The sequence below is a fragment of the Hymenobacter norwichensis DSM 15439 genome (assembly GCF_000420705.1).
Taxonomy (GTDB): domain Bacteria; phylum Bacteroidota; class Bacteroidia; order Cytophagales; family Hymenobacteraceae; genus Hymenobacter; species Hymenobacter norwichensis.
The window spans coordinates 66973-90862 of sequence record NZ_ATVL01000009.1 but is presented as its reverse complement, the minus strand read 5'-3'; the positions used below and the strand labels follow the sequence as shown (position 1 = coordinate 90862).

Here is a 23890-nt window from a genome sequence, read left to right as displayed (position 1 = left end):
AAAAAGGGGGGACAAATTGATTGTTCAGTTGTTCGGTAGTCTTTGTTTGTCGGTGGTAGCAGCAGAATGTTTGGCAGCCCATTACATTCGTCGCAAACAGTGTAAAAACCGGATTTTCAATAACTTTTTTACGGTTTATCACCCCACCCTACTGTAATTCCGCTTAGCTTTATTCCCCACAATCTCCCTCGTCTGTGCGAGTTCAGCCCTTCACTAAGTGTCTACTCACTCTTTTGTTGCTTTTGCATTTAGGCAACCACTTTGGTTGGACGCAAAATGTAGCCCCCAGTGAGTTTCGGTTCGAGCACCTGACCGTTGACCAGGGCCTTTCGCACAGCGACGCTATGGCGGTGGCGCAGGACCAGGCGGGCTTTATTTGGGTGGGCACCAACCACGGGCTGGACCGCTACGACGGCTACAGTCTCAAGCAGTATTCGCTGCCCATTAATCGGCGCAATGGCATCTCGGCCAACCGCATCAAGGTGCTGCATGTGGCCCCCGGTGGGCGGTTGTGGGTAGGTACTGAGCGGGCGGGCCTTAGCCTTTACGATGCCACCGCCGACCAGTTGCTGAACTTCGATGAAGACCAGGTTCCGGCCCGATTCCGGCTGCTTATGCGGCGTATGGCGCAAATTACCGTGTCTTCCATCACATCGGATAAGCAAGGCCGGCTGTGGGTGGGCACCTATATGGAGGGGCTCTTCCGGCTGACTTTCAATAAGCAAGGTGAGCTAACCGACTTGCGCCAGTATGCAGCTCCAACAGAACACTCCCAGGACAACTACCGGATCAGCCACGTGGTAGTGGATGCCGAAGGTAAAATATGGGTGGGCACGTACAACCACGGCCTGTGGGTTATTCGCCCGGAAAACCCAGACCTGGCACTGGAGCCTACGGGCATAACCGAGGTCATCCGGGCCCTCCACCTCGACCTGCACAACGACCTGTGGATAGGTACCAACAGCCAGGTGTTCTGGGTGAGCAACGCCAACCGGCGCACGGTGCGCGAGTTGGCCGCCCACCCACAGACGCAGTCCTATCCGCAGCTCCAATCGTTGCTCATGGATTCGTTTGGCCGGCTGTGGGTGGGCACTATCTACGGGCTGTACGTATGGGAAGCCGGCACCGTAACCGGCGCGGCCCCACCCCTACGGGCAACCTCACCTACCCTGCTGCTGCCCAAAGATGGAGAGCCATTCACCATCAATTCCGAACGGATTCACCAGATTTTCGAAGACCGGAATCAGGTGGTTTGGCTGTGCGCCTCGGCCGGCGGCCTGAACAAGGTGAACCTGCGCCAGAAGCCGTTTGGGCAGCTCCGGCGGCAGCTACAGGGGCAGGCCACACGCTCCAACAACTACGTTAACGCCCTCTATGTAGAGGAAGGCCGCAACATGCTCTGGTTGGCAACCCGCAACGGCGTTTCCGGCTATGATCTTGCCCGCAAAACCTACCGCAATTACCTCAACCAAACAAAGGGCGGCCACACGCGCGGCGTAGATGTGGCTACCATTTTCCAGACCAGTAACGGCACGCTCTGGTTTGGCACCCGGGGCTATGGCCTTCGGAGTTTATCGCCCAATGGCCCACGGGACAAGCTCACTACCTACGATAAGCTACCACACGGCCCCGATTTAAGCTCCACCAGCGTGGAAAGTATAGCAGAAGACCGGTACGGCTCCTTATGGGTGGCTACGTTTACTGCCGGGTTGCTGCATTTCAGCGCGGAAGGCAAGTTCCTGGCGGCGTACCAAACGGGCAGCAGCAGTTTGCCTACCAACAACTTCACCACCCTGCTCTACGACAAGCGGCAGGACATACTATGGGCTAGCACCACCGACGCGGGCCTGCTCAAGCTGCGCGTCACCCCCAATTCGTTGCAGTTGCTCAAGCAGTTTCAGTACACGCCCAGCGCCAAGGATGGCCTGCGTGTCAACTATGTATGGCCGCTACTGCTCGACCGGCAAGGCACGCTCTGGATTGGCACGATTGGGGGCGGCCTGCACAAGCTCACAACCAACGCCCAGGGACAGGAAGTAATACAAAGCTACCGGAAATGGCTGCCGGAGAGCGACGTAGAAAGTATGCTCGCCGATGATGAGGGCCACCTCTGGATTGGGGGTACTGGCCTCTACCGTTTCACGCCCAACACCCGCCATTACCTGCGCTATGATGTTACGGACGGGCTTCAGAGCAACGCTTTTAAGATTGGGGCTGCCGCCCGTGCGCAGGATGGCACGCTCTATTTTGGCGGCATCAATGGCATCAGTTACTTCCAGCCGCATGCCATTCAGCCTAACCCGCTTCCGCCGGTGGTGCAGATCACGGGGCTGCGCATTGCCAATCAGCTCGTAACCGTAGGAAAAGAACTGAACGGTCGAGTAGTACTGACGCAGCCGCTTTCCAAGCCGCAAACGGTAGTTATCAAAGCTTCTGAAAATGACTTCGCGGTGGAATTTGTGGGGTTGAATTACGCCAACCCGCAGAAAAACCGGTACGCGTATCGGCTGCTCGGCTACAACAAAGGGTGGGTATATCCGGCCCCCGGCCAGCGGACGGCCAGTTTCGGCAACCTACCCGCCGGGCACTACACGCTACAAGTGAAAGCCAGCAACGGGGAGGGTGTCTGGTCGAAGAAGACAGCTACTATGCAGTTTGATGTGCGGGCGCCCTGGTGGAAAACCGGGTGGGCTTATTTACTGTATGCTTTGGCGGCAGTAGGCGCAGTGGCGTTATACCGGCGCTTCGAAATGGCGCAGCAGCAGCTGAAAAACCGGCTGGTACTAGAGCAGTTTCAGGCCGAAAAAGAGAAAGAGCTGACCGACCTCAAGCTGGGCTTCTTCACCAACGTCAGCCATGAGTTGCGCACCCCGCTTACCCTCATTCTGGGGCCGATGGAGGAAATTGTGCGCAGTGGCGGGGCCGTAGCCGACCTGCGCACCAGGGTGCAGCTCATGCACAAGCAAGCCCGCAAGCTGCTGGATTTGGTGAACCAACTGCTGGACTTTCGCAAGGTGGAGTCCGGCAACGTGCCACTGCGGGCCAGCTATGGCAATGCCACTCGTTTCTTAACCGAAATCTACTCCTTCTTTCAGCTGAAAGCGCAAGAACGGGAAGTGGATTACCGGTTGGAATTACCCGATGACGCCATGCTGTTGTACTTCGACCGAAGCAAGCTGGAAATTATTCTCACTAACCTGCTGGCCAACGCCTTCAAGTACACCCGCACCAAAGGCCGAGTGGAGCTATTGGCTGCGGTAGTGGGCAGCCCAAGCCACGACGCAGTATATAGTAGTGGCAGGCTCACGGGCAATTACTTGAGAATCAACGTTACGGACACTGGAGTTGGTATTAAAGCCAGCGAGCTAGAGCACATCTTTGACCCCTATTACCAGGCTTCGCATACCAACACCCTGCGCATGACGGGCACGGGCATTGGGTTGTCTTTGGCCAAACAGTTTGCTGAGCGGCACGGTGGCTTGCTCACGGTGACCAGCACTCAGGGCATAGGTACCATCTTCGAGTTGCGGCTGCCATTTGGACAAAAACACCTGCGCCCCGAAGACATCCAGGAGGAAGACGATACCTTCTTACTCGCCGCTTCCGACGACCAGCCGCTGCACCAACTAGAGGCCGATTTGCTCGCCCTGCCCGAAGCGCCGGCAGTGCCCGCCGGTCCGCCGCGCTTGTTGGTAGTGGAAGACAACGACGAGGTCCGTCAATATCTGCAACAGCTGTTTGAGGCCGACTACGAGGTAATAACCGCCGAAGACGGCCTGCTGGGCTGGGAACAGACCCTGGCTCAATTACCCGACCTCATCATTTCGGATGTGATGATGCCGCGCAGCGACGGGTTGGAATTGTGTCAGAAAATCAGGCAGCACCCCAAAACGGCGCATATCCCGGTGCTACTCCTGACGGCCCGTACCGCCGAAACCTACGAGTTGGAAGGACTGGACATGGGCGCCGACGATTACGTAAGCAAGCCCTTCAACCCCACGCTGTTGCTTGCCAAAGTGGCCGCGCTGCTACGCAACCGGCGCAAGCTGCACGAGTTCTACCAGCGGCAGATTCTGCTGGAACCTACCGAAATAGTGGTGGCCGACGCCGACCGGCAGTTCCTGGAAACGGCCATGAGCGTAGTGGAACGTCACCTCGACGACTCAGAATTCAGTGTACAGGTGCTGGTAAAGGAAATGGCCATGAGCCAGTCGGTATTCTACCGCCGTATCAAAAGCATCACGGGCCAAACTGCAGTGGAGTTTATCCGGGATGTGCGCATGAAACGAGCGGCGCAGTTGCTAGCCAACACGCAGTTGCGGGTATCGGAAGTAGCATTTCAGGTGGGTATTGAGGATGCCAAGTACTTCCGCAAAGCTTTCCAGAAAATCTACACCCTCTCCCCTTCTGAATACGCCAAGCAACATCGGCAGCGCCAGGCGGCTGCTTCCGCTCAATAAGGCAATCCAACCAGCGCGCAGAATCAACACGCCCTGTTTCCTACCAAAAACAAGCAAGGCAGTACACGCACACTACATTCTAGGAAGCTCCGACTTGATAGCCAGAGCTTCTTGCCTTTACTGCTTGCAGGAAAAAAATCGGGCGGCGCGATGAGCAAAGTGAGGTGCCGCTACACTTCACTGGAAAGTCGTGGCAGACAGCAACTATTACTCATCAAAGAGTTTATATAACATAATCATACCTTAATCATAAAATACAACTAAGTGTCTAGCTTTGCAGCGCATGGCTGATGGCCGTACGCTGCACTATTGCCCGTTTTCTATCCACTAAGTGGAGTATCCAGCTAGATGCTACAGCAAAGTATCTGACTGCTGCTTTGCACACCCTTTTGCTCTTATGGTACTTGATTACACTCATTTCCAGGCCTTGCCAGACAGCCAGCAGGACCGCTACGTGCAGGAGCATGGCAAGTTTAGGGCGCACCGCTGGCACGAGAATTACAGCATCGAACTCTACGACTTAGGCTCGTTTTATTGTGAGCAGTGGCTAGAGCAAGAGTGCGTGCACCCACCCCGGTATCAGGCTTTTCCTTCTGAAGCTTGCCTGGAATCCTATGCTCAGCCGCTGGCGCTGGCGTGTTACTAAGCACGTAGATACTGGCGGCCCGCCGCTTTCAACCAAGTGAGGTACTGATGGGCAGTTTGCTTATCGAGGGCCAGCCTCCCACAAACCTCACGTTAGCACTTACCTTCGTGCTGCCCCTTTTCCGGTGTTGCTCGTTGCAGCATATGGAGTGCGGTCTGCATTCATGAATACTCCGCGTTTTTCGCTGCCGCCGCTACTGGCCGTTTTGCTATCTATTGTAAGCGTGCAGGGCGGTGCGGCCATTGCCAAAGGCCTATTTCCGGTGTTGGGCGCAGCCGGCACTACCAGCCTACGCATTGGTTTATCGGCGCTGGTGCTGGCAGTGGTGGTGCGCCCGCAGCTAAGCAAGTTGCAGCCGACCCAATGGCGCGCGGTGGTGCCCTACGGCTTGGCACTAGGCCTCATGAACTTCCTGTTCTATTGCGCGCTAGTGCGGGTACCGCTGGGCCTGGCCGTCACCCTGGAGTTTGTTGGCCCATTGAGCCTCGCACTGGTGGGTTCCCGTCGTTGGCTCGACCTGATTTGGGTGGTACTGGCCGGCGCGGGCATTGCCCTTATTGCGCCGTGGGGCGGAAATGGCCTCGACTTACTGGGGGCAGGTTTCGCGCTGGCGGCCGGCGGGTGCTGGGCCGTGTATATTGTACTGGGCCAACGCACCGCCGCCGTGCTACCAGGCCAGCAAGCCGTAGCCATCGGAATGCTGTTTGCCACGCTACCGGTGTTGCCTTTTGGTTTGGCCAGCGGAAGCTTTCTGGCTCTGACGCCGCACTTGCTGCTATTGGCTGCGCTGTTGGCGCTGTTTTCCAGTGTGTTGCCTTTCTCGCTGGAAATGCAAGCCCTGAAAACCATGCCTACCCGCACCTTCAGTATTCTGATGAGCCTAGAGCCCGTTGCAGCTGCTGTATCGGGGTGGCTATTACTCAATGAGCAATTAACGCTCGGCCAGTGGCTAGCCGTAGCGTGCATAGTGGTAGCCAGCGCCGGCGCTACGCTGACTACGGCCGCGCCAAGTGCTCACGCGACGGAAAACAAAGCAGTTGAAAGCTGAAGTGCCCGCTACCACAATCAGCTTCGGCAAAAAGCAACTGCAACAGCAGGCACCACAAAGTGTTCTTTCTATGCTACTTTCAGCGCAACTCGCTCACCACTGTTGTGATGCTGCGCGGCGCTAGGTGTAGCACCTGGCCAGCGGGCACGGGTGCGCCGGGTTGTAGGTCGGTAGTAGCCGAGGTAGTATAGGGCTGGCCGGCGCCCAGGCGGCGGCCACTGAGTTCCAGCCGCAGGTCGGCGGGCATGGCTGCATCGTTTACTACCACCGTGATAAGCTGCTTGTTGTTCGGGCTCCGGTACGCAGAAACCAACAATTGGCTGGCGCTGGCCGAATCAGCTAGGGCGGCGGCTACCCGCACGGCACCGGGCCGGATGTAGCGGCTGTAGTTGCCCAGTGCCCACAGCATTTTACTGGCTTGGAAGGTGCCGTCGGTTTTGTTCTTGTCGATATAAATCAGGCCGTCCTTATAGTTGTAGGGCGACACCGCCAGCCACCACTGCCAGGCCGCCGCGTTGGCCACGGCTAAGTCGGCGTGAATCACGCGGGCCAGATACAGAGCTGGCGTGATGCTAAGGTCGCGGGGATTGCCGTTGATTTCGCCGGCATTGTCGCCCAGGATGCAGTATTCCGACTGCCAGAAGGTAAGCTTGTTCACGGCCGCTACGCGGGCGGCTAGCTGCCGGCGCACAGCCACCGCCTGTGGCGCGGGCGAGGTAGTGAAGTAGCTGTGCCCGGCCAGTACGGGCGCCACCTGCGGCGTATTGCCCAGGTAGGTGGGCGCGGTTTTGTCGCCGAAGAAAGCGGCCAGTTGGTTGCCCCGGTTGGGCTTGTCGCCCATGGTCAGCAGGTAGTCGAGCTTGCCGGCTTCGGTAATTAGGATTTTGGACGGCAGCCGTTCCGCCACCAGGGCAGAGCTTAGGGCTTTCACTACGCCCGCCATTTCCTCGTTGCGAAACGGGCTTCCCTCCTGCCCACCGTCGCTCCAGTCCCACTGCGGCTCGTTGATGGGGCTCACGTAATCGAAGGTGATACCGGTGGTTTGCTTCACGCCCGCTACCACCTTAGCCATGTAGGTGCCCAGCGCCGCATAGTTGGTGGGCGCAATATTGGTTTCGGCCTTGGTGGCGTAGGCTTTGCCATTGACGGTGAGCTGCACGGGCGGACTGTTCAGGAACCCCAGAAACTGCTTGACACCTCGCTGTTGAGCCGCCTTCAGAAACCATTGCTGCCCGGCCTGATGGCTCCAGTCGTAGCTCCCATCGGGCTTCAGAAACGATTCGGCGCGACGCCACTCGTCCTTGATGCCGCTGGCCTCGCCCTGCTCGGCGCTACCGGCCCCGATGTTGAATCGCCACTGCGAGAGGCCAATACCTTTCGGCTGGCCGTTGGGGCCGCTTTCTTGGCTGAACAGCAAATCGGCAATGGCGTCCTTTTTAGCCGCGGGCCAGTTGCCCACAAACTGACACGACCACGCATCCGACGCACCGAAGTTGGCAATGGTCTGGTAGGTTTTCTTGGCGTCGATGCGCACCGTAACCACGGCCGGCACCTGGCTATAAGCTGCCCCGGAGGCGAGGCTTAACACAAGGACGGCCAGCGGCGTTGCGGCTTTTAGCTTAGAAGGGAAAGACATCGGAAAACGTTAAAAAAGGCGGCCCAGCTACCCCGCCAATGAAGGTAGATAGCCGGACCAAGTTGTGTAACATAAATTTAGAAGGGCGTCATTCCGAGCTCGTCGAGGAATCTCGCGTGCTGACGCCGAAGCAGTAATCCTGACGGTAGCACGCGAGATTCCTCGCCAAGCTCGGAATGACGCCCTTTTGAGTTGTTACGAGCTGTTTAGTGCTCATATTCTGAAAAGACTGTTACGAAACAATAAACCAGCCACTTACTGCTGCCACACCAGCCACTGCTGGTTGGGGCCATTATTGCCGGTGTACTGAATAATGTTGGCCCCAGCCGCGGTTGAGCTGCCGTTTACGTCCAGCACTTGGCTGCTGCTACGGTTCGTGACTTTGTAGTAGCCATCGGTGCCAGCCGTGAACTGCCACTGCTGGCTATTACTCCCGTTATCAATGCTCTGCACGATGTTGGCGGCAGGCATAGGTGAGCCGCCATTCACGTCGAGGGCGAGGTTGCTGTTGCGGTTCAGCAGCTTGTAGTAGCCGCCACTGGTGGCCTGCATCTTCCACTGCTGGTTGGTGGCGCCGTTTTGGTACCACTGGATAATGTTGGTCCCGGCCGTGGTGGAGGCGCTGTTCACGTCCGCCACGAAGCCACTGTTGCGGTTGATGAGCCGGTAGTTGGCCGTGGGGTAAAACGTATCAGTGCCACCCGTGACGGCCGCGCCCCAGGCAAACTGCACGCGCCCCAGTCCGGAGACATTACTGATAGACGTATTGCGGCCGTCAAATTGCAGCAAACTGTAGGAGTCGCCGCTACGGAGGCCGGGCCAGTACACGCTGGCAATGCCCTGCTGCCGGCATAAGTTGGTGATACCCAGCAGATACGACTTCTTCACGTCGCCATCAATAGCGCTGTTGAAGTCCACGCCCGTCGTCAGGAACGCGCCGTACTCGGTGAGTACGGCCCGGCTGCCGTAGCTGCCCAGGTTGTCGGCAAAGGCCTTCTCCCAACTGGCCGCCGTGTTAGTGGGGTTGTTGTAGAAGAAGTCGTAGATGTGAATGGACAGCAAACAGCCGGTGAACCGACTATCGGCGCCCATGCCTTTGATGTCCTGCGCGTAACCGGTGCCATCGAGCAGTACGCGGCCCCGTGGCACGGCGGGGTAGCGGCTCAGCCAGTCGGCGTAGAGGCTGGCCAAGTTCGTTTGGGAGTAGCCGTGCGGCTCGTTGAATACCTCGAAGTACACGTTGGCGTTGCTGCCGTATTTGGCCACCACCGTCTGCCACATCAGAAAAAACTGGGTGTTATCGTCCACTAGCCCATTGCGCGACGAATTGCCTTCCCAACAGGCCAGTATCACCTTCATGCCTTTGCTCAGCGTCTTGTCGATGGCGCCGGTGTAGGCGGTCCAGCTGCTGCCCAGCACTGTGGTCGGGTTGATGGGCAGGCGTACTGTATTGGCGTTGGTGCGGCTCTGGAAGCCGTTGATGATGGTTTCAGTCTTGGTTTGCACGGTGGCGTACGAGTCGCCGGCGGCCAGGCCCGAGAGCACCAAAGCGTCGTCCACAAAATTGTCGCGCGGGTCGGCCCAGTTCAGGCCGGCAATGCCCGCGGCCCCTACCCCGGCCACGGGGGTGGGCACCACTACCGGGTCTACCACCGGGTCGGGGTCAACAGACGAATCGTCTTTGGAGCAGCTACCCAGCGTAGCGGCCAGCAGCAACACGGCGCCACCGAAACGCGGCAGCAGGCGGGAGAAATTCTTTGTGAGCATCATGAGCGGGAAAGGAAGTAGCGGAAGAACCGAAAACCAAATGCCCCATGCGCCGCCCATAAACGGGTAGCACATGGGGCATCATGTAGCATTCACTTAGTAACCAGGGTTCTGCGTGACGTTGCCGCCCGAAAGCTGAATCTGGCTGGTTGGAATCGGGAACAGGTTGTTCTTATCCGAAATCTGGTCCTTCACCTTGCCCCGGTCATAGGGGTCGGTGCTGGTGAGTTGCGAGGCGTTGAAGGCCGTCATGACCGCAACCAAGCGCTTCTGGCGCACCAGGTCGTAGTAACGGTGGCCTTCCATGGCCAGCTCCAAGCGACGCTCCAACCAAATGTGGTTCAGCAAAGCCGTGCCGGTGGAAGTGCGCGGCAACACGGTGCCGGGCTGCAAGCGGTTGGCGCGGGCCCGCACCAGGTTCAACGACGACAATGCTTTGCCTTCCTGACCCAAGCGGAACGAGGCTTCGGAGTGGATCAGCAACAAATCGGCGTAGCGCATTTCGATGCGGTTAAGCGGCGCGTGCTCCCGCTCGTTGGCGGGGCGGTCGGCTAGCGGCAGGAACATCTTACGGCTCATGCGACCCGACTCGTTTTCAGCGGGCTTGGTGTCGTAATTCGAGTAGTCGAAGCTGGCGGTGCGGGCACCTACGTTGTCACCTTGCTTGATGATGGTCCAGCGGCGGCGCGGGTCGTTTTCCTGAACGAAGGCTTGCTCCAAGTTGCTGGTCGGCGTGTTGAAGCCCCAGCCGCCATCGGCACGGCTGCGCATCACCACCGTGAGGGCCGAGCCAAGGTTGAAGGCTTGGTCGGGGCTGTAGTTCAACTCGAAAATCGACTCCGAGCCGTTGGGGTTGTTCACGTTCCAGATGTTGCTGAACTCGCCGTTCAGGTTGTACTGGTTGGAAGCCATTACCGCTTCGGCGGCCTGCTGAGCCTGCTGCCACTGCTCGGTGTAGAGGTAGGCTTTGGCCAAATAGGCGTTGGCGGAACCTTTGGTAGCACGACCCAGGTCAACGGTAGCGCGGGCGCTTTTCTCGGGCAGCGCGGCGGCGGCTTCCTGCAAGTCCGTTACAATTTGGGCGTACACCTCGGCGGCCGAAGCGCGCTTCAGTGCTAAGGCGTCGCTTGGGGCCAACGGCGTGAGTACCAGCGGCACCCCACCGTAGCCTTTCACCAGCTCGAAGTAGTTGTAGGCCCGGATGAACTTCACTTCACCCAGCAATTGGGCTTTCAGCGTGCCATCAATTGGTGCCTTATCAATGCCCACCAAAGCAGCGTTGCAGTTGCCAATCGACTGGTAGATGTGCACGTAGCGGTTGTCGAACCACTCGTTGTTGGGCAGCCAGAAGAAGCGGGCGAAGTCGCCGAACTCGCGCTGGTCACCGGCAATGGCGTTGCCCTTCCAGGCGTCGTCCGAGCCGGCGTCGCCGAACATGCGGGTGCGGTCAATCTTCCACCAGTCGTCCTGGTCGGCGGTGGCGTAGCAGCCCATTACGGCAGCTTTGCACTCCTCGGCGTTGGAGTAGTAGTTGTTTACATTCTGCTGGCCCTGTGGGGGCTCGTTTAGGAAGTCGTCGCAGCTTTGCAGGCTTACTCCCAGGCCCATAACCAGGGCCAGTGTGATGCGAATATGTTTCATGATAGGGGTCGGGGGAATTATTGGCTTTTAGCTGACAGCTGCTAGCTGTTGGCTTTTTCGTGTAACCATAGCTACTAGCTAGCAGCCAGTAGCTAACAGCTAGTTAGAAGGCGACGTTAGCACCTACCAGGAAGGTGCGGGCCGTGGGGTAGTTGCCGAGGTCAACGCCCCGGTTCAGTGCCGACGAACCGTCGGTGTACGAGCGGCCATTGCCGATTTCGGGGTCAACCCCGCTGTACTTGGTGATGGTAGCCAGGTTCTGGGCACTCACGTAGAGGCGCAGGCTGCCCATGTGCATGGCCGTGGCAATGTTCTTCGAGAAGGTGTAGCCCAACTGTAGGTTCCGCAACCGAGCGTACGAGCCATTCTCCACGTAGAAGTTCGAGAAACGGGTCAGGTTCTGGTTGTTGTCGTTGGCCACAATGCGGGGCACGTCGTTGGAAGTGCCTTCGCCGCTCCAGGCTTTGCCTTCCAGACCCGAGATTTTGTTGTAGTTGTAGCTACCCGAGTACCACCAGCCTTTGTTGGCATTCACCACGTCGTTGCCGAGGCTGCCTACCAGCGAAGCCAGCAAATCGAAGCCCTTATAGCCCAGGTTCAGGTTCACCCCGAAAGAGAGGTCGGGCATGGGGTTGCCGATGTACTTCTGGTCTTTCTCGTTGATTACACCGTCGCCGTCAAGGTCAGAAAAGCGGAAGTCACCGGGCTTGGCGTTGGGCTGAATCAGGGCGCCAGTGGCCGACTTGTAGTTGTCGATTTCGCCTTGGTTCTGGAAGATACCGGTGTTTTCGTAGCCGTAGAACGCACCTACGTAGCCACCTTCCTCGGTTTTGGAAGGCCGGCCGAAGATGGGCGTGTTGCCCGAATACAGGGCCTGTCCGTTGGCCAGCTTATCAATTTTGCTGATGGCACGGGTGGCGTTTACGCTCAGGCCGTAGGTGAAGTCACCCTTGGTTTCGGCGTAGCCCACCGTGAAGTCCAGGCCGTTGGTTTTCATGCTACCCACGTTGGTTACGGGGCTGTTGTAGCCATACGCCGCGTGGCCCGGCAGCGCCTGGAACATCAGCATGTCGTAGGTGTTGCGGCGGAACACGTCGAAGGTGGCCGTGAGGCGGTTTTGCAGGAAGCCCAAATCCAGGCCCAAATCGTAGTCTTCTACGGTTTCCCACTTCACGTTCGGGTTCGGTACGTTGCTCTGTACGGCACCCAGTTGCAGGGCCCGGTCGGGGCCGGTGGCGTAGTATACCTTGCCAATCGTGCCGGTGTAGGCGCTGTTGGTCAGGCTGGTGATGTTCTGGTTGCCCACCCGGCCCCAGCTACCCCGAATCTTGAAGAAATCAACGGCGCTCAGGTCTTGCACAAAGCTTTCCTCCGATACCAACCAGCCCGCCGACACCGACGGGAACGTGCCCCAACGGTTGTTGGTCGGGAACACCGAAGCGCCGTCGCGGCGGATGCTGGCGCCCAGCAGGTACTTGCCCTTGAAGTCGTAATTGACGCGCCCAATCAGCGAGGCAATGGTGTTGGTGTAGGTGTTGCCGCCGATGGCGAAGCCGGAAGTGGCCGCATCCGGGTAGCGCAAGCTTGGGTCGTTGCTCGGAATAGCCTGGCCCGACGTAGACTCGGTGTTGGTCTGGAACCGCTCCAGCGTCACGGCTGCCAGCGCCGACACGTTATGGTCGCCAAACGCGTGGATATAGTTGAGCGTGTTGGTGTTGTTCCAGTTGATTTCGATGTTGTGCTCCCGGCGCACCGAATTCACTTGGTTCCGCTCGTTGGCATCAATGGTGTAGAACGGGGAGAACTGGTTGCGGCGGTACACGTTGTTGTTGGAACCGAAGCGCGTTTCCAGAATCAGGCCGGGCACGAATTCGTAGTTGGCGTAGATGTTGCCCACCAGGAAGTACTGCTTGCGCTTGTCGTCGTTGCGCTCCACGGTAGCCAGCGGGTTGCCCACGTCAGTCGGCGAGGCGCCGTAGTAGTCGTAGGGGTTGCCGGAGGTGCCGGGCAGGCGGGCCGGCGTGATTGGGTCGTCGTTGAAGGCGTCGCGGAACAGCGAGCCGCTGTTGAGGTATTTCTGGTCGGTGGCGGAGATGTTGAAGTCCTCACCCACTTTCAGATTCTTAGCCGCCTGGTATTCGGTTTTGATGCGCAGCGAAATCCGGTCGAAGTCGGAGCCTTGTACCAAACCCCGCTCCTTGAAGTAGCTCAAGCCGGTGGAGTACACCACTTTGTCGCTGCCACCCGAAAGGCCTACCGAGTAGTTTTGGGTGATGCCGCGCTGGGCAATTTCCTTCCACCAATCAGTGGTTTCAGTGTACGAATCCGGGTTCTGATACACCACGGGGCGGCCCGAGTTGGTAGCCGCCAGGTTCATGATGCGGGCGTACTCATTGGCCGACGCCATGTTTGGAATCTTGGTGGGGTTCGATACGCCATACGTAGCATCGAAGGTCAAGCGAGGCTCGCCTTTCACACCCGCCTTAGTCGTAATCAGAATCACGCCGTTAGCGGCCCGCGACCCGTAGATAGCCGCCGAAGCTGCATCCTTGAGCACACTTAGGCTGGCAATATCCTTGGGGTTCAGATAGTTGATATTCGCCACTGGCAACCCATCTACCACGTACAGCGGGCTGTTGCCGTTGATGGTCGAAATACCACGAATCAGGATTTGGGGAGCCGAGCCCGGCTCGGAGCCGGCGCCCAACACCGTCACACCCGAGGCTTTGCCTTGCAGCGCGCCGCCCAGGTCACTGGTGGTAATCTTGGAAATCTCCTCTCCCTGCACCGTGGTAATGGCGTTGGTGAGGGTGCGTTTCTCCTGGCTACCGTAGCCTACTACTACCGCCTCGTCGAGTTGCTGGGAGTTGAGAGCCAGCCGCACCGAGAAGGTGGTTTGGCTGCCTACTACCACTTCCTGCCGCACGTAGCCAATAGAGGAAATAACGAGCGTGGCGGCTTCGGTACCGTCCGGAACCGTGAGCGTGAAGCGGCCGGAACCGTCGGTGGCGGTGCCAATAGTTGTGCCTTTCAGCACCACCGTTACGCCCGGTAAGCCCGCTCCTTTTTCATCGAGAATGGTACCGGAAATAGGCGTGGCCACTGCTTCGGACCGAAGAGAAACTCCCGAGCCAGCGCCCGAAACAGACGGCGGGGAAGCAAGTGCAGCGGCGGCCGATAACGGCAGCAGGGCTCCGCACAGAAGTAGAGATTTTGCTTGCATGAGCAAGGGAATTACAGCCGACCGATGCCGGCTTAGGTGGGAAAATTAACTGGAGCGCGAAGAGCAGACAAGCCTGTTAACAGGCATTCCCGATTGGGAATCAGGGCGTGATAGGATGATGTAAAAGTACCGGCTTGCAGTTGGTGCCAAGGACCTAGTTTTCGGCAAAAAAGGGAAACAAATCTGCCAATAGTGACTTTATTACACCGCCTGCAACAACTGCTTACATTTAACTATCAATCAGTTACTTGAAAAGCAGCAAACTCGCCGGTAGCAGCAGTGCTTAAGGTCGCAACTCACTGAGGATAGGGTGCGCCAAAGTGGCCAGAGTGTTTTGCTGCGGCTTGATGAGCTCCAACACCGTCACTGTATTGGCGCCTTTCTTCAGCCACTCGGCCGGCACGTACAGCGTCTGCTGCGGCCCGATTGCCCAGTAGCGGCCCAGGTTGTGGCCGTTCACCCACACCACCCCTTTACCCCAGGCGCGCATGTCGAGGTAGGTGTCGGTGGGGGTGGCTACTGTGAAATTGGTGGAGCGCAACACCGGGCCACTGCTGGCCGTGATAACCGGAACGGCGGGCTTGGTCAGGCTTGGGGCACCGTCGAACGGGAGGCTATACATGCGCCAGCCGGCCAGCTCCGTTCCGTCGAGGGTCACGCTTTTCGTGATACCTTTAGTGTTCTGAAGTAAGTACTCACCGAAGTTGATTCGGCCCATGTTTTCCACCAGGATATCGAGCTGCACCTGGCCGGCGGGAAGGGTCAACTTCAGATTGTCCTGCCGGAGACGCCGGTCGAGGGTGCCTACGCGCTTACCGTTCACGAGCACCACAGCATAGTCGCGCACGTCGTTAATCTTCAAAGTTTTAGTGCCGCCGCCCGCAATGGTAGTACGGTATAGTACAAAGCCATAGGCTTGCTTCAGCGCTTCAAACGTGAGCGGCTTGGCATTGGAAACGGCAGCCGGCAGCCGGTCGAGCAGATTGGCCGTGCTTGTGAACTTCATCACTGGCAGTACCGTGCTGGGTTTGGCCGCGGGCACAACGGGCAGCTTGGTCCCGGCGGGCAGGTATTTCTCGATAACTCCGCGGAAGGCCAGAAACTTGGGCGTGGCGTTGCCGGCTTCGTCGAGCGGCGCATCGTAGTCGTAACTACTGACCTGAGGCTCGTAGTTGGAGGTGTCGCCTTTATAGTTGGCGCCGTTCATAAAGTCGCGGGTGCTGCCGCCATGGAACATATACATATTAATAGACATGCCCGCCCGCAGCACCGAATCGAGGCCGGGGGTGTATTGGGAAGCGGGTACGGTGTGGTGCTTGGTGCCCCACCAGTCGAACCAGGCCGGATACCACTCGGCCACGTAGTAAGGACCCTGGCCGTTGTGGTTGGCGTGCACCAGTTGCCGGATCTGGCTGGGTTTGTCGGTGCCGTTTACGGCTGGTAGTAGGCCGGGCAGGTGGCCGGCCGCCACGTCCTTAACCGGGTCGCAGGTGTAAAGCAGACCATCGAAACCCGCCGATTCAAACAGCTTCTTGTTGAGGGCCAAATAGTCTTTATCGGAACCGTAGGAGCCGTATTCGTTTTCCACCTGCACCATCAAAATCGGGCCGCCGTGGCTAACCTGCAAGGGTGCAAGCTGCTTGCCCACGGCTTCGAGGTAGCGCGTGTAGGCCGCCACGTACTGTGGTTCCTGGCTGCGCACTTTCAAGCCGGGCACGTTCTGGAGCCAGTACGGGTAGCCACCAAATTCCCACTCAGCGCACACGTAGGGGCTCGGCCGTAGCACCACCCACAGGCCTTCTTCCTGGGCCATTTTCACGAAAGCGGCCACATCATGGTTGCCGCTGAAATCGTACTTGCCAGGCTGGGGCTCGTGCACGTTCCAGAATACGTAGGTACCCACCGTGTTGAGGCCCATGGCTTTAGCCATTTTCAGGCGGGCCCGCCAGGCTTCGCGCGGAATGCGTGGGTAATGCAGCTCGCCCGAAATCATCTGAAGCGGCTTGCCGTCGAGCAAAAACTGGTTGGGGCCGAGCGTAAAGGTGTGCGTTTGAGACTTGGCTGGTTTCTGAGGGCCGCGGCCTTCGGCCAGAGTGGCAGTGGCTACGCCGGCTCCGAAGAGCAACAGGGTTAAACGCTTCGAAAAGCTGGAACCTTTCATAATCGGGTGGGGAATTGAAAGCCGGGGCCGAGCCAGCCGGCTGAATGGGAAATGCGCCATACTGCTAAGGCGCGAGAAGTAGTCGGCGCTACATTATGCTTGGCAAAATTACCAGTGGAAACAGCTACAGTAGGGGCTGCTTTTTCGGCAAAAAGCACTTCAATTCACAGCAAAACCATTCTGAGTCCAAGCTTGCTACCTCTACCTGTGGCGCTTACCCGAACTTGTTCTATCTTTAATTTGCGCATTCCCTCCCGTTGGTGCTGCCGTATCAGGCGGCTCGTTTCAACTCGAAAAATGCGCGGGTCTGCCGTCCTCGCTCACGGGGCCGGTATCTTTGCTGTAACATGAAAGTGCTTTCAACTTTTCACTACCGGTGGCTGCTGCTTGGCCTGCTATTCGTGCTGGCCGCGCAACCCGTTTTGGCCCAAGACACTCCGCCGGACGAGTTCCGATTCGAGCATATCACCGTGGACCAGGGCCTCTCGCACTCTGATGCCATGTGCATCACCCAAGACCACAACGGCTTCATTTGGGTGGGCACCAACCGAGGCCTCAACCGCTACGACGGCTACCATCTCAAGCAGTACGCGCTGCCCATCAACGCCCACAATGGGCAGTCGGGCAACCGCATTGCTACTTTGCTCACGACTCCGAACGGGCAACTGTGGGCCGGGGCCGAAAGCTCGGGCATCAGCCGCTACGATGCTGCCCACGACATGTTCGTAGCACTGGACGCGCGGGCAATACCGGCTCCTTACCGCGCCCTGGCCACCCAGCTAGCGCAAAGCGACGTGAAAGCCCTCACCACCGATGCGCAAGGCCGCCTCTGGATTGGCACTTCGCAGGACGGCATTTTCGTGCTGAGCTTCGATAAAACCAACCAACCAGTGGCTTTGCGCCAGCTGCCCGCCACGGCGGGCGGGCGGCCTGACTTACTCAATATCACCAGCTTGGCTATTGACGCCGACCACAACGCCTGGGTGGGCACGTTGCGGGCGGGTTTGGTGGTAGTGCGCAGCCAGGAGCCCCACCTGCCTGTGGAAGCTACCGGGCAGAGCCTACCCGTTACTACCCTGCACCTCGACCGCCGCGGCGACTTGTGGGTGGGCACTGAGCGGCAGGTGTTCTGGGTGTCGGCGGCCAACCGGCGCACTGGCCACGAGCTGATGGCCCATCCCCTACCCAACCGCTACCCCCGCATCCAAACCCTGCGCCTTGATTCGTTCGGGCGGTTGTGGGCAGGCACATTGTACGGGCTATACATCTGGGAAGCAGGCGCGGTAACCGGCAAAACCCCGCCTCTCCAAACCGCCCGCCCCACTCTCATTCTACCCCGCGACGGCGAAAACCACAACCTCAACTCCGAGCGGGTACAGGAGATTTTCGAGGGGCGCGACCAACTGATGTGGCTGTGTGCTTCGGCGGGCGGCCTCAACAAGGTGGATTTGCGGCAGCGCGCTTTCGGGCAGCTCCGGCACCAGCTCACTGGCAAGCCGGCCCTTTCCAACGCCAACAACTATATCAACGCTATTTATAAGGAAGAAGCCACGAATACCCTGTGGCTGGGCTCGCGCAACGGCGTTTCAGCCTACGACTTGGGCCGCCATACTTACCGCAACTACCTGAACCAGCAGTCGGATACGGTGCGGGGGATTGATGTAGCTACCATCTACGGAGCTACGGATGGCAGCCTGTGGTTTGGCACCCGCGACAATGGCTTGGTAGCGTTGCGGCGCTCTGGTGGCCGCGAAAAACTGACTACTTATCGCCTGCTACCGGGCGGCATCGACCTGACCACCACTAGCATTGAGCACATAACGCAAGACCACCAGGGTACGCTTTGGGTAGCTACATTTTCCAGGGGCCTGTTCCGCTTCACGCTGGAGGGGCGCCTGCTGGCTCATTACGAGGCCGGCACCGGCGGCCTGCCTTCCAGCCGGTTCACTTATCTGCTCTATGATGCGCAACGTGACGTGCTGTGGGCCAGCACCCGCAACGCGGGCCTGCTCAAGCTGCGCATCACGCCGGATTCGCTGCAACTGCTCAACCAGTTTTCGTATCGCTCGGAGCCAGCTAAGCGCCTGCGTGTGAACTACGTGTGGCCGCTACTACTCGGCAAAGGCGGCGACTTGTGGATTGGTACCATCGGTGGGGGGCTACACCAACTCACCACCGATACGCAGGGCCGCGAAACTATCCGGCGCTTTGCCAGTTACCTACCCGAAAGTGACGTAGAAAGTTTGCTTTCCGATGTGGCCGGCAACCTTTGGATTGGGGGCACTGGCCTCTACCGCTTCACACCCAGCACCCGCCGCTACCTACGCTACGACGTGGCCGACGGCCTGCAAAGCAACGCCTTCAAGATTGGAGCCGCTGCCCGCAGCACTGATGGTACGCTATATTTTGGGGGTATCAACGGCATCACTTACTTTCAGCCTTGGGCTATTCAGGCCAACCCCACCCCACCAGTCGTGCAGCTTACCGGCCTGCGGGTGATGAACCAGCCGGTGGCGGTGGGCCAGCCGTTTAATGGGCGTATCCTGCTGCCCCAGGCCCTCTCCCAGCCCCAGACCGTTACCATCCGCGCCGAGGAAAACGACTTTTCGGTGGAATTTGTGGCCCTCAACTATACCAATCCACAGAAAGACCACTATGCCTACCGGTTGCTTGGCTACAACCAAGACTGGGTACGCCCTGGCCCTGGCCAACGCACGGCCAGCTTTGCCAACCTACCGTCAGGCCGCTACACGTTGGAAGTAAAGGCTGATAACGGCGAAGGCAAATGGTCGCGCCAGCCAGCGGTTATGCATTTTGAAGTACTGGCACCTTGGTATAAAACCGGGTGGGCCTACCTGCTATATGGCATAGCTGCGCTGGGGGCAGTGGCCCTTTATCGGCGAGTGGAAATGACCCAACAGGGCCTACGCAACAAGCTGGCGCTGGAACACTTCCAGGTGGAAAAAGAGAAGGAACTGACCAATTTGAAGCTAGGCTTTTTCACCAACGTCAGCCATGAGCTACGCACGCCACTCACCCTGATTTTGGGACCGATGGAGGAAATTGTGCGCAGTGCTGGGCCTGTAACCGACCTGCGCGACAAGGTAGTGCTCATGCACAAACAGACGCGTAAGCTTTTTGACTTAGTGAACCAATTGCTGGACTTTCGCAAGGTGGAATCGGGCAATGTGCCGCTGCGCGCCAGTTACGGCAACGCGGTAAGTTTCCTGACCGAGACGTTTTCGGTATTCCAGCAAAAAGCCGCCGAGCGCCACATAGATTATTTCCTTGATGTGCCTGCCGAGCCCATTGGCTTGTACTTCGACCAGAGCAAGTTGGAAATCATTGTTACCAATTTGCTAGCCAATGCCTTCAAGTATACCTCCGAAGACGGCCGGATTACACTAGCGGCCACAGTGGTAGGCAACCCCGGTAGCGACGCCGTATTTAGTGCCGGCCATCTTACTGGCAACTATCTGGAAATAAGCATTCTGGACACCGGCACAGGTATTAAGGCCGACGAGTTGGCCCACATCTTCGACCCCTACTACCAAGCGTCACACACCGACACCCTACGCATGACGGGTACCGGCATCGGACTCTCTTTGGTAAAGCAGTTCATGGAACGTCATGGAGGCACGGTCTACGTGGAGAGCGAAATAGGTACCGGTACCACGTTCAGGCTGCGGCTGCCATTTGGGCAGGCGCACCTACTACCTAGTGACTTGTTGCCCGAAACCGAACAGACTAAGGCGCAAGACCTTGTAAATCAGTTACTCCCGGTTTCCTTGGCGCTTTCTAACGAGCCAGTTACCCTTAATTATCGCCCTCGCCTGTTGGTAGTTGAAGACAACGACGAGGTGTGCCAGTATCTGCAACAGTTGTTTTCACCGGACTATGAAGTGCTAGCGGCTGCCGATGGCTTGGAAGGATGGAATGCTGTGCTAACCCATACTCCCGCGTTAGTTATCAGCGACGTGATGATGCCTCGTAGCGACGGATTGGAACTGTGCCGCCGCCTCAAGCAAGATCCGCGCACGGCACATATTCCGGTGCTACTGCTCACGGCCCGGACTGCTGCTTTGCACGAAGTAGAAGGCTTCGAGATTGGGGCCGACGACTACGTGAGCAAGCCCTTCAACCCGCTTGTACTGCAAGCCAAAGTGGCCGCTTTGCTGCGCAATAGACTACAATTGCGCGAATACTATCAGCGCCAGATTCTACTGGAGCCCACCGAAATAGTAATTGCCGATGCTGACCGTACTTTCTTGGAGCAAGCCATGCACATTGTCGAGCAGCACCTCACCGACCCAGCCTTTAGCGTACTGGTTTTGGCTGATTCATTGTGCATGAGCCAATCGGTGATGTACCGCCGTATCAAGAGCATCACGGGCCAAACCACTGTGGAGTTTATCCGGGATGTGCGCATGAAGCGCGCGGCCCAATTATTAGCTCAGCCGCACATGCGAGTGTCGGATGTTGCGTTTCTAGTAGGGGTTGAAAACGTGAAGTATTTTCGCAAGACCTTTCAGAAAATATACGGTATTGCTCCCTCAGAATATGCTCGGCAACACCGTCCTGCCCACGAAGCAGCCCCACTCCTTGACGAGCCGCTGGACTAGAAAGGTATATACCAGTAAATCTGGCTACTGCTTGCTCTATACTAAATAAAGGAGCAGCAATAAACAGTCAACTCTTCGCACTGCAACTAATTTAAACTTAACAGTCTTCGTTACATCGCCTCTAAAGTGCAGTTTTCAAGAACTACATGGGACTAATTTTAAGACGAAGCTTGTGTGGTGAATAAAAAACTTAGTCCATGGCAATACAAATCAACAATAACTTCAGATCATAAGCTTATAATGGAATTGAAGTTGTTTATTGCAATATATTTTAAAGTTAAAATATAGATATATGCCTTTACATTTGGATAGTAATACACCTCGTATTCCTACCTTGCCTCCAGTCATTGCGCCGTACAAGGGCAATCTGCCACGCCCTCTGTGGTCAGTGATGATTCCCACCTACAATTGCTCTGTTTTTCTACGAGAAGCTATTCTGAGCGTACTCGCTCAAGATCCTGGGGCCGACTTAATGCAGATACAGGTAGTTGACGATGCTAGTACTGATGAAGATGTAGAGGCGTTAGTTCAACATCTTGGCAATGGCCGAGTGGAATATTACCGGCAAGTGAATAACGTGGGTAGCCTTCGTAATTTCGAAACTTGTATTAATCGATCACGCGGCCATTTAATTCATTTATTACATGGTAACGACCGGGTTTTACCAGGATTTTATGAAAAGCTAGCGCATATTTTTCAGCAATACCCTGAGGCTGGTGCCACCTTTTGTCATTATGCAGCAATTGATGAGACTGGTGCACGATACCCATATTCATTCCTATCGCCAGAAGCTCAAAAACCAGGAATATTATCGAATTGGCTTTTGCGTATTGCTGAGCGCCAGCGCACTCAGTATGCATCGGTAGCGGTACGCAGAGAAGTGTATGAGAAACTGGGCAGTTTTTATGGTACCACTTACGGAGAAGATTGGGAAATGTGGGTACGTATTGCGGCACATTACCCAATAGGCTACCATCCCGATGTTCTCGCTGAATATCGAGGCCATACTAATTCCATCAGCTGGAAAAAAAGTATATCCGGTCAGATTATTCCAGACTTAGTTCACGTAATGACGCGTATTCAGCAGCATATTCCGGTTGAACACAGAAGTCGAATACTAGCACTATCAAAGAAGCATTACGCTCATGCAGGCATTGGCGGTGCATATGCCACACTAATTGCAAGTGGCGATTGGGAGTTAGCTAACAACCAGATTCAGCAGGCTTTAAGACTAAGCAAACATCCTTCAATTTATTATCATCTACTAAAGTTTTATATAAAACGCATAATAAAATTCAAGCTCTGATAGAAATAGCATTCTAGTTGCTCATCACCACACGTTTTAGGAGCAATTATTCCTAATTGTTCAAATTACTTTGCAAGTAATTATTTGTCGTATTAGTAGCGTTGTTATTATATTATTTTACAGGATAGAACCTAAATTATACTATCTACTTTTATCTGCGACGCATACTAGCTGAGTATTTCATGCGTAAGATGCACATTAGATAACGGAATTTGTAATTTTATATACACGCAAAAGCCCCAACCATCAGGAAGGGGCAAAGCTGCGATAAATTCAAGCAATAAAGAGGATTAGCGCACTGAAAATCCTTTTTCTTCCCAAGCCTTAACATTTTGCGTACGGACAAAGCGGGTTTCGATATGACCCCAAGCATCTTGCTTGTACATCACCGTTTTGCCTTCTTCCCGGCTATGCAGGGCAACTAATTGTTCGGCGTGGGAAACAGGAGCCACGACAGCTTCGGCAGCTTTGCGGGCACGGGGACGTTTAGAGGGTGTTGACATCTGCAGTTAACCGCTGAGCAATAGAAAGAGTTCGATTTATTAGCATATAATACAGGTTTGTCATGCTGGGTGTGTGGCAGCAATTCGTATTATATTAGCAATATACCTTGTTTATATAAACCTCTACCTTCTCAAATAAAACATATTACAAGCTGAGTACTTTTATCTAAGTAATCAAAATTACTATTACTTGTTTTCAAAGTTTAATCATACATTTGACTTTATCAAACGGCTTTAAAGGGCTAAAAACACATAGTTTTTCAGATTTATTACAATTTTTTATTCAATTTGTACGAAGTTGGGAAAAATTGTAATACTGTATAGCCGATTAATGCTAATTTTTGTATTTAATCGATATTACTAATGCGTAAAAATTCTACTCGACAAAACAACAATCCTCCTGCTCGGCCCCTTGCCGTGAAGAGTACAGAAGAGCAGTTTATGGCTTACTTTCAGGAAAAGCTTCAAGGAGTATACTGCCCTATCCATGGCAGTATACCCGAAATTAAGTTGATTCCGGAGCCAGGTGGTTATTCTGTGGACCTGCTGAATGATTGTTGTTCTACCTTCACAACACTATGCGCCAAGAAAATTCAGTGAGGCATTCCGATTGGGAGTGAAGTTGGGCTATATAGACAGTAAGCCGTGGCACTGTGGCTTTACAGCGCAATTTGCAGGCATAAAAAGATATAGCTAAACCTATCTGCGCAAGCTTACTGGCTTTACCATGATATGCCTTGCGTAGATAGGTTCGGTCGGCCACTACCTGAGTATCATCTTGTATGTCATTATTACATATTAAATCGTGAGTGTGCACTTACTACTTGCGTCTTAAAAGCATCTAGTATAAAATTTGGGGTTTCAGTCGTCTGGCATC

At 56.1% G+C, this 23890-nt stretch carries 11 protein-coding genes; 5 read left to right on the top strand and 6 right to left on the bottom strand.

What is annotated here, in order from left to right; genetic code table 11:
- Window positions 1-233: 233 nt before the first annotated feature.
- The 3 genes from G536_RS0115405 (at window position 234) to G536_RS0115395 (ending at window position 6154) form a co-directional block, all read left to right on the top strand.
- A complete protein-coding gene (locus G536_RS0115405) occupies window positions 234-4460 on the top strand; it encodes a hybrid sensor histidine kinase/response regulator transcription factor (RefSeq protein ID WP_022824503.1) in 4227 nt (1408 codons plus the stop codon).
- Between the two features lie 397 nt (window positions 4461-4857).
- The gene (locus tag G536_RS0115400; protein ID WP_022824502.1) at window positions 4858-5106 is read left to right on the top strand and encodes a hypothetical protein; all 249 of its coding nucleotides are present in this window, start codon (window positions 4858-4860) and stop codon (window positions 5104-5106) included.
- A gap of 163 nt (window positions 5107-5269) precedes the next feature.
- Window positions 5270-6154 (top strand): EamA family transporter, encoded by an 885-nt coding sequence (locus tag G536_RS0115395; protein ID WP_022824501.1) that lies wholly within the window; start codon window positions 5270-5272, stop codon window positions 6152-6154.
- A gap of 79 nt (window positions 6155-6233) precedes the next feature.
- Here the strand turns inward: G536_RS0115395 and G536_RS0115390 are convergent, their stop codons facing one another.
- The 5 genes from G536_RS0115390 to G536_RS28175 all read right to left on the bottom strand — a co-directional run bounded on the left by G536_RS0115390 (window position 6234) and on the right by G536_RS28175 (window position 16582).
- The gene (locus tag G536_RS0115390) at window positions 6234-7790 is read right to left on the bottom strand and encodes a glycoside hydrolase (protein ID WP_022824500.1); all 1557 of its coding nucleotides are present in this window, start codon (window positions 7788-7790) and stop codon (window positions 6234-6236) included.
- Window positions 7791-8045: 255 nt separating this feature from the next.
- A complete protein-coding gene (locus G536_RS28185) occupies window positions 8046-9560 on the bottom strand; it encodes an RICIN domain-containing protein (protein ID WP_169515111.1) in 1515 nt (504 codons plus the stop codon).
- A 93-nt stretch (window positions 9561-9653) separates the two neighbouring features.
- Window positions 9654-11198, bottom strand: coding sequence for a RagB/SusD family nutrient uptake outer membrane protein (locus G536_RS0115380; RefSeq protein ID WP_022824498.1), 1545 nt, complete (start codon window positions 11196-11198; stop codon window positions 9654-9656).
- A gap of 103 nt (window positions 11199-11301) precedes the next feature.
- Window positions 11302-14421 (bottom strand): SusC/RagA family TonB-linked outer membrane protein, encoded by a 3120-nt coding sequence (locus tag G536_RS28180; protein WP_084708643.1) that lies wholly within the window; start codon window positions 14419-14421, stop codon window positions 11302-11304.
- Between the two features lie 283 nt (window positions 14422-14704).
- Complete coding sequence (locus tag G536_RS28175) at window positions 14705-16582, bottom strand: glycoside hydrolase family 35 protein (RefSeq protein WP_071837751.1); 1878 nt, start codon at window positions 16580-16582, stop codon at window positions 14705-14707.
- 347 nt (window positions 16583-16929) lie between these two features.
- Here G536_RS28175 and G536_RS28170 point away from each other — a divergent pair, with 347 nt between their 5' ends.
- Together G536_RS28170 and G536_RS31540 are read left to right on the top strand one after the other, a co-directional pair.
- A complete protein-coding gene (locus tag G536_RS28170; protein ID WP_022824495.1) occupies window positions 16930-21204 on the top strand; it encodes a hybrid sensor histidine kinase/response regulator transcription factor in 4275 nt (1424 codons plus the stop codon).
- A gap of 391 nt (window positions 21205-21595) precedes the next feature.
- The gene (locus G536_RS31540) at window positions 21596-22510 is read left to right on the top strand and encodes a glycosyltransferase family 2 protein (protein ID WP_084708642.1); all 915 of its coding nucleotides are present in this window, start codon (window positions 21596-21598) and stop codon (window positions 22508-22510) included.
- Window positions 22511-22800: 290 nt separating this feature from the next.
- Here G536_RS31540 and G536_RS32225 read toward each other — a convergent pair whose 3' ends face one another.
- A complete protein-coding gene (locus G536_RS32225) occupies window positions 22801-23013 on the bottom strand; it encodes a hypothetical protein (protein WP_157530663.1) in 213 nt (70 codons plus the stop codon).
- Window positions 23014-23890: the final 877 nt, after the last annotated feature.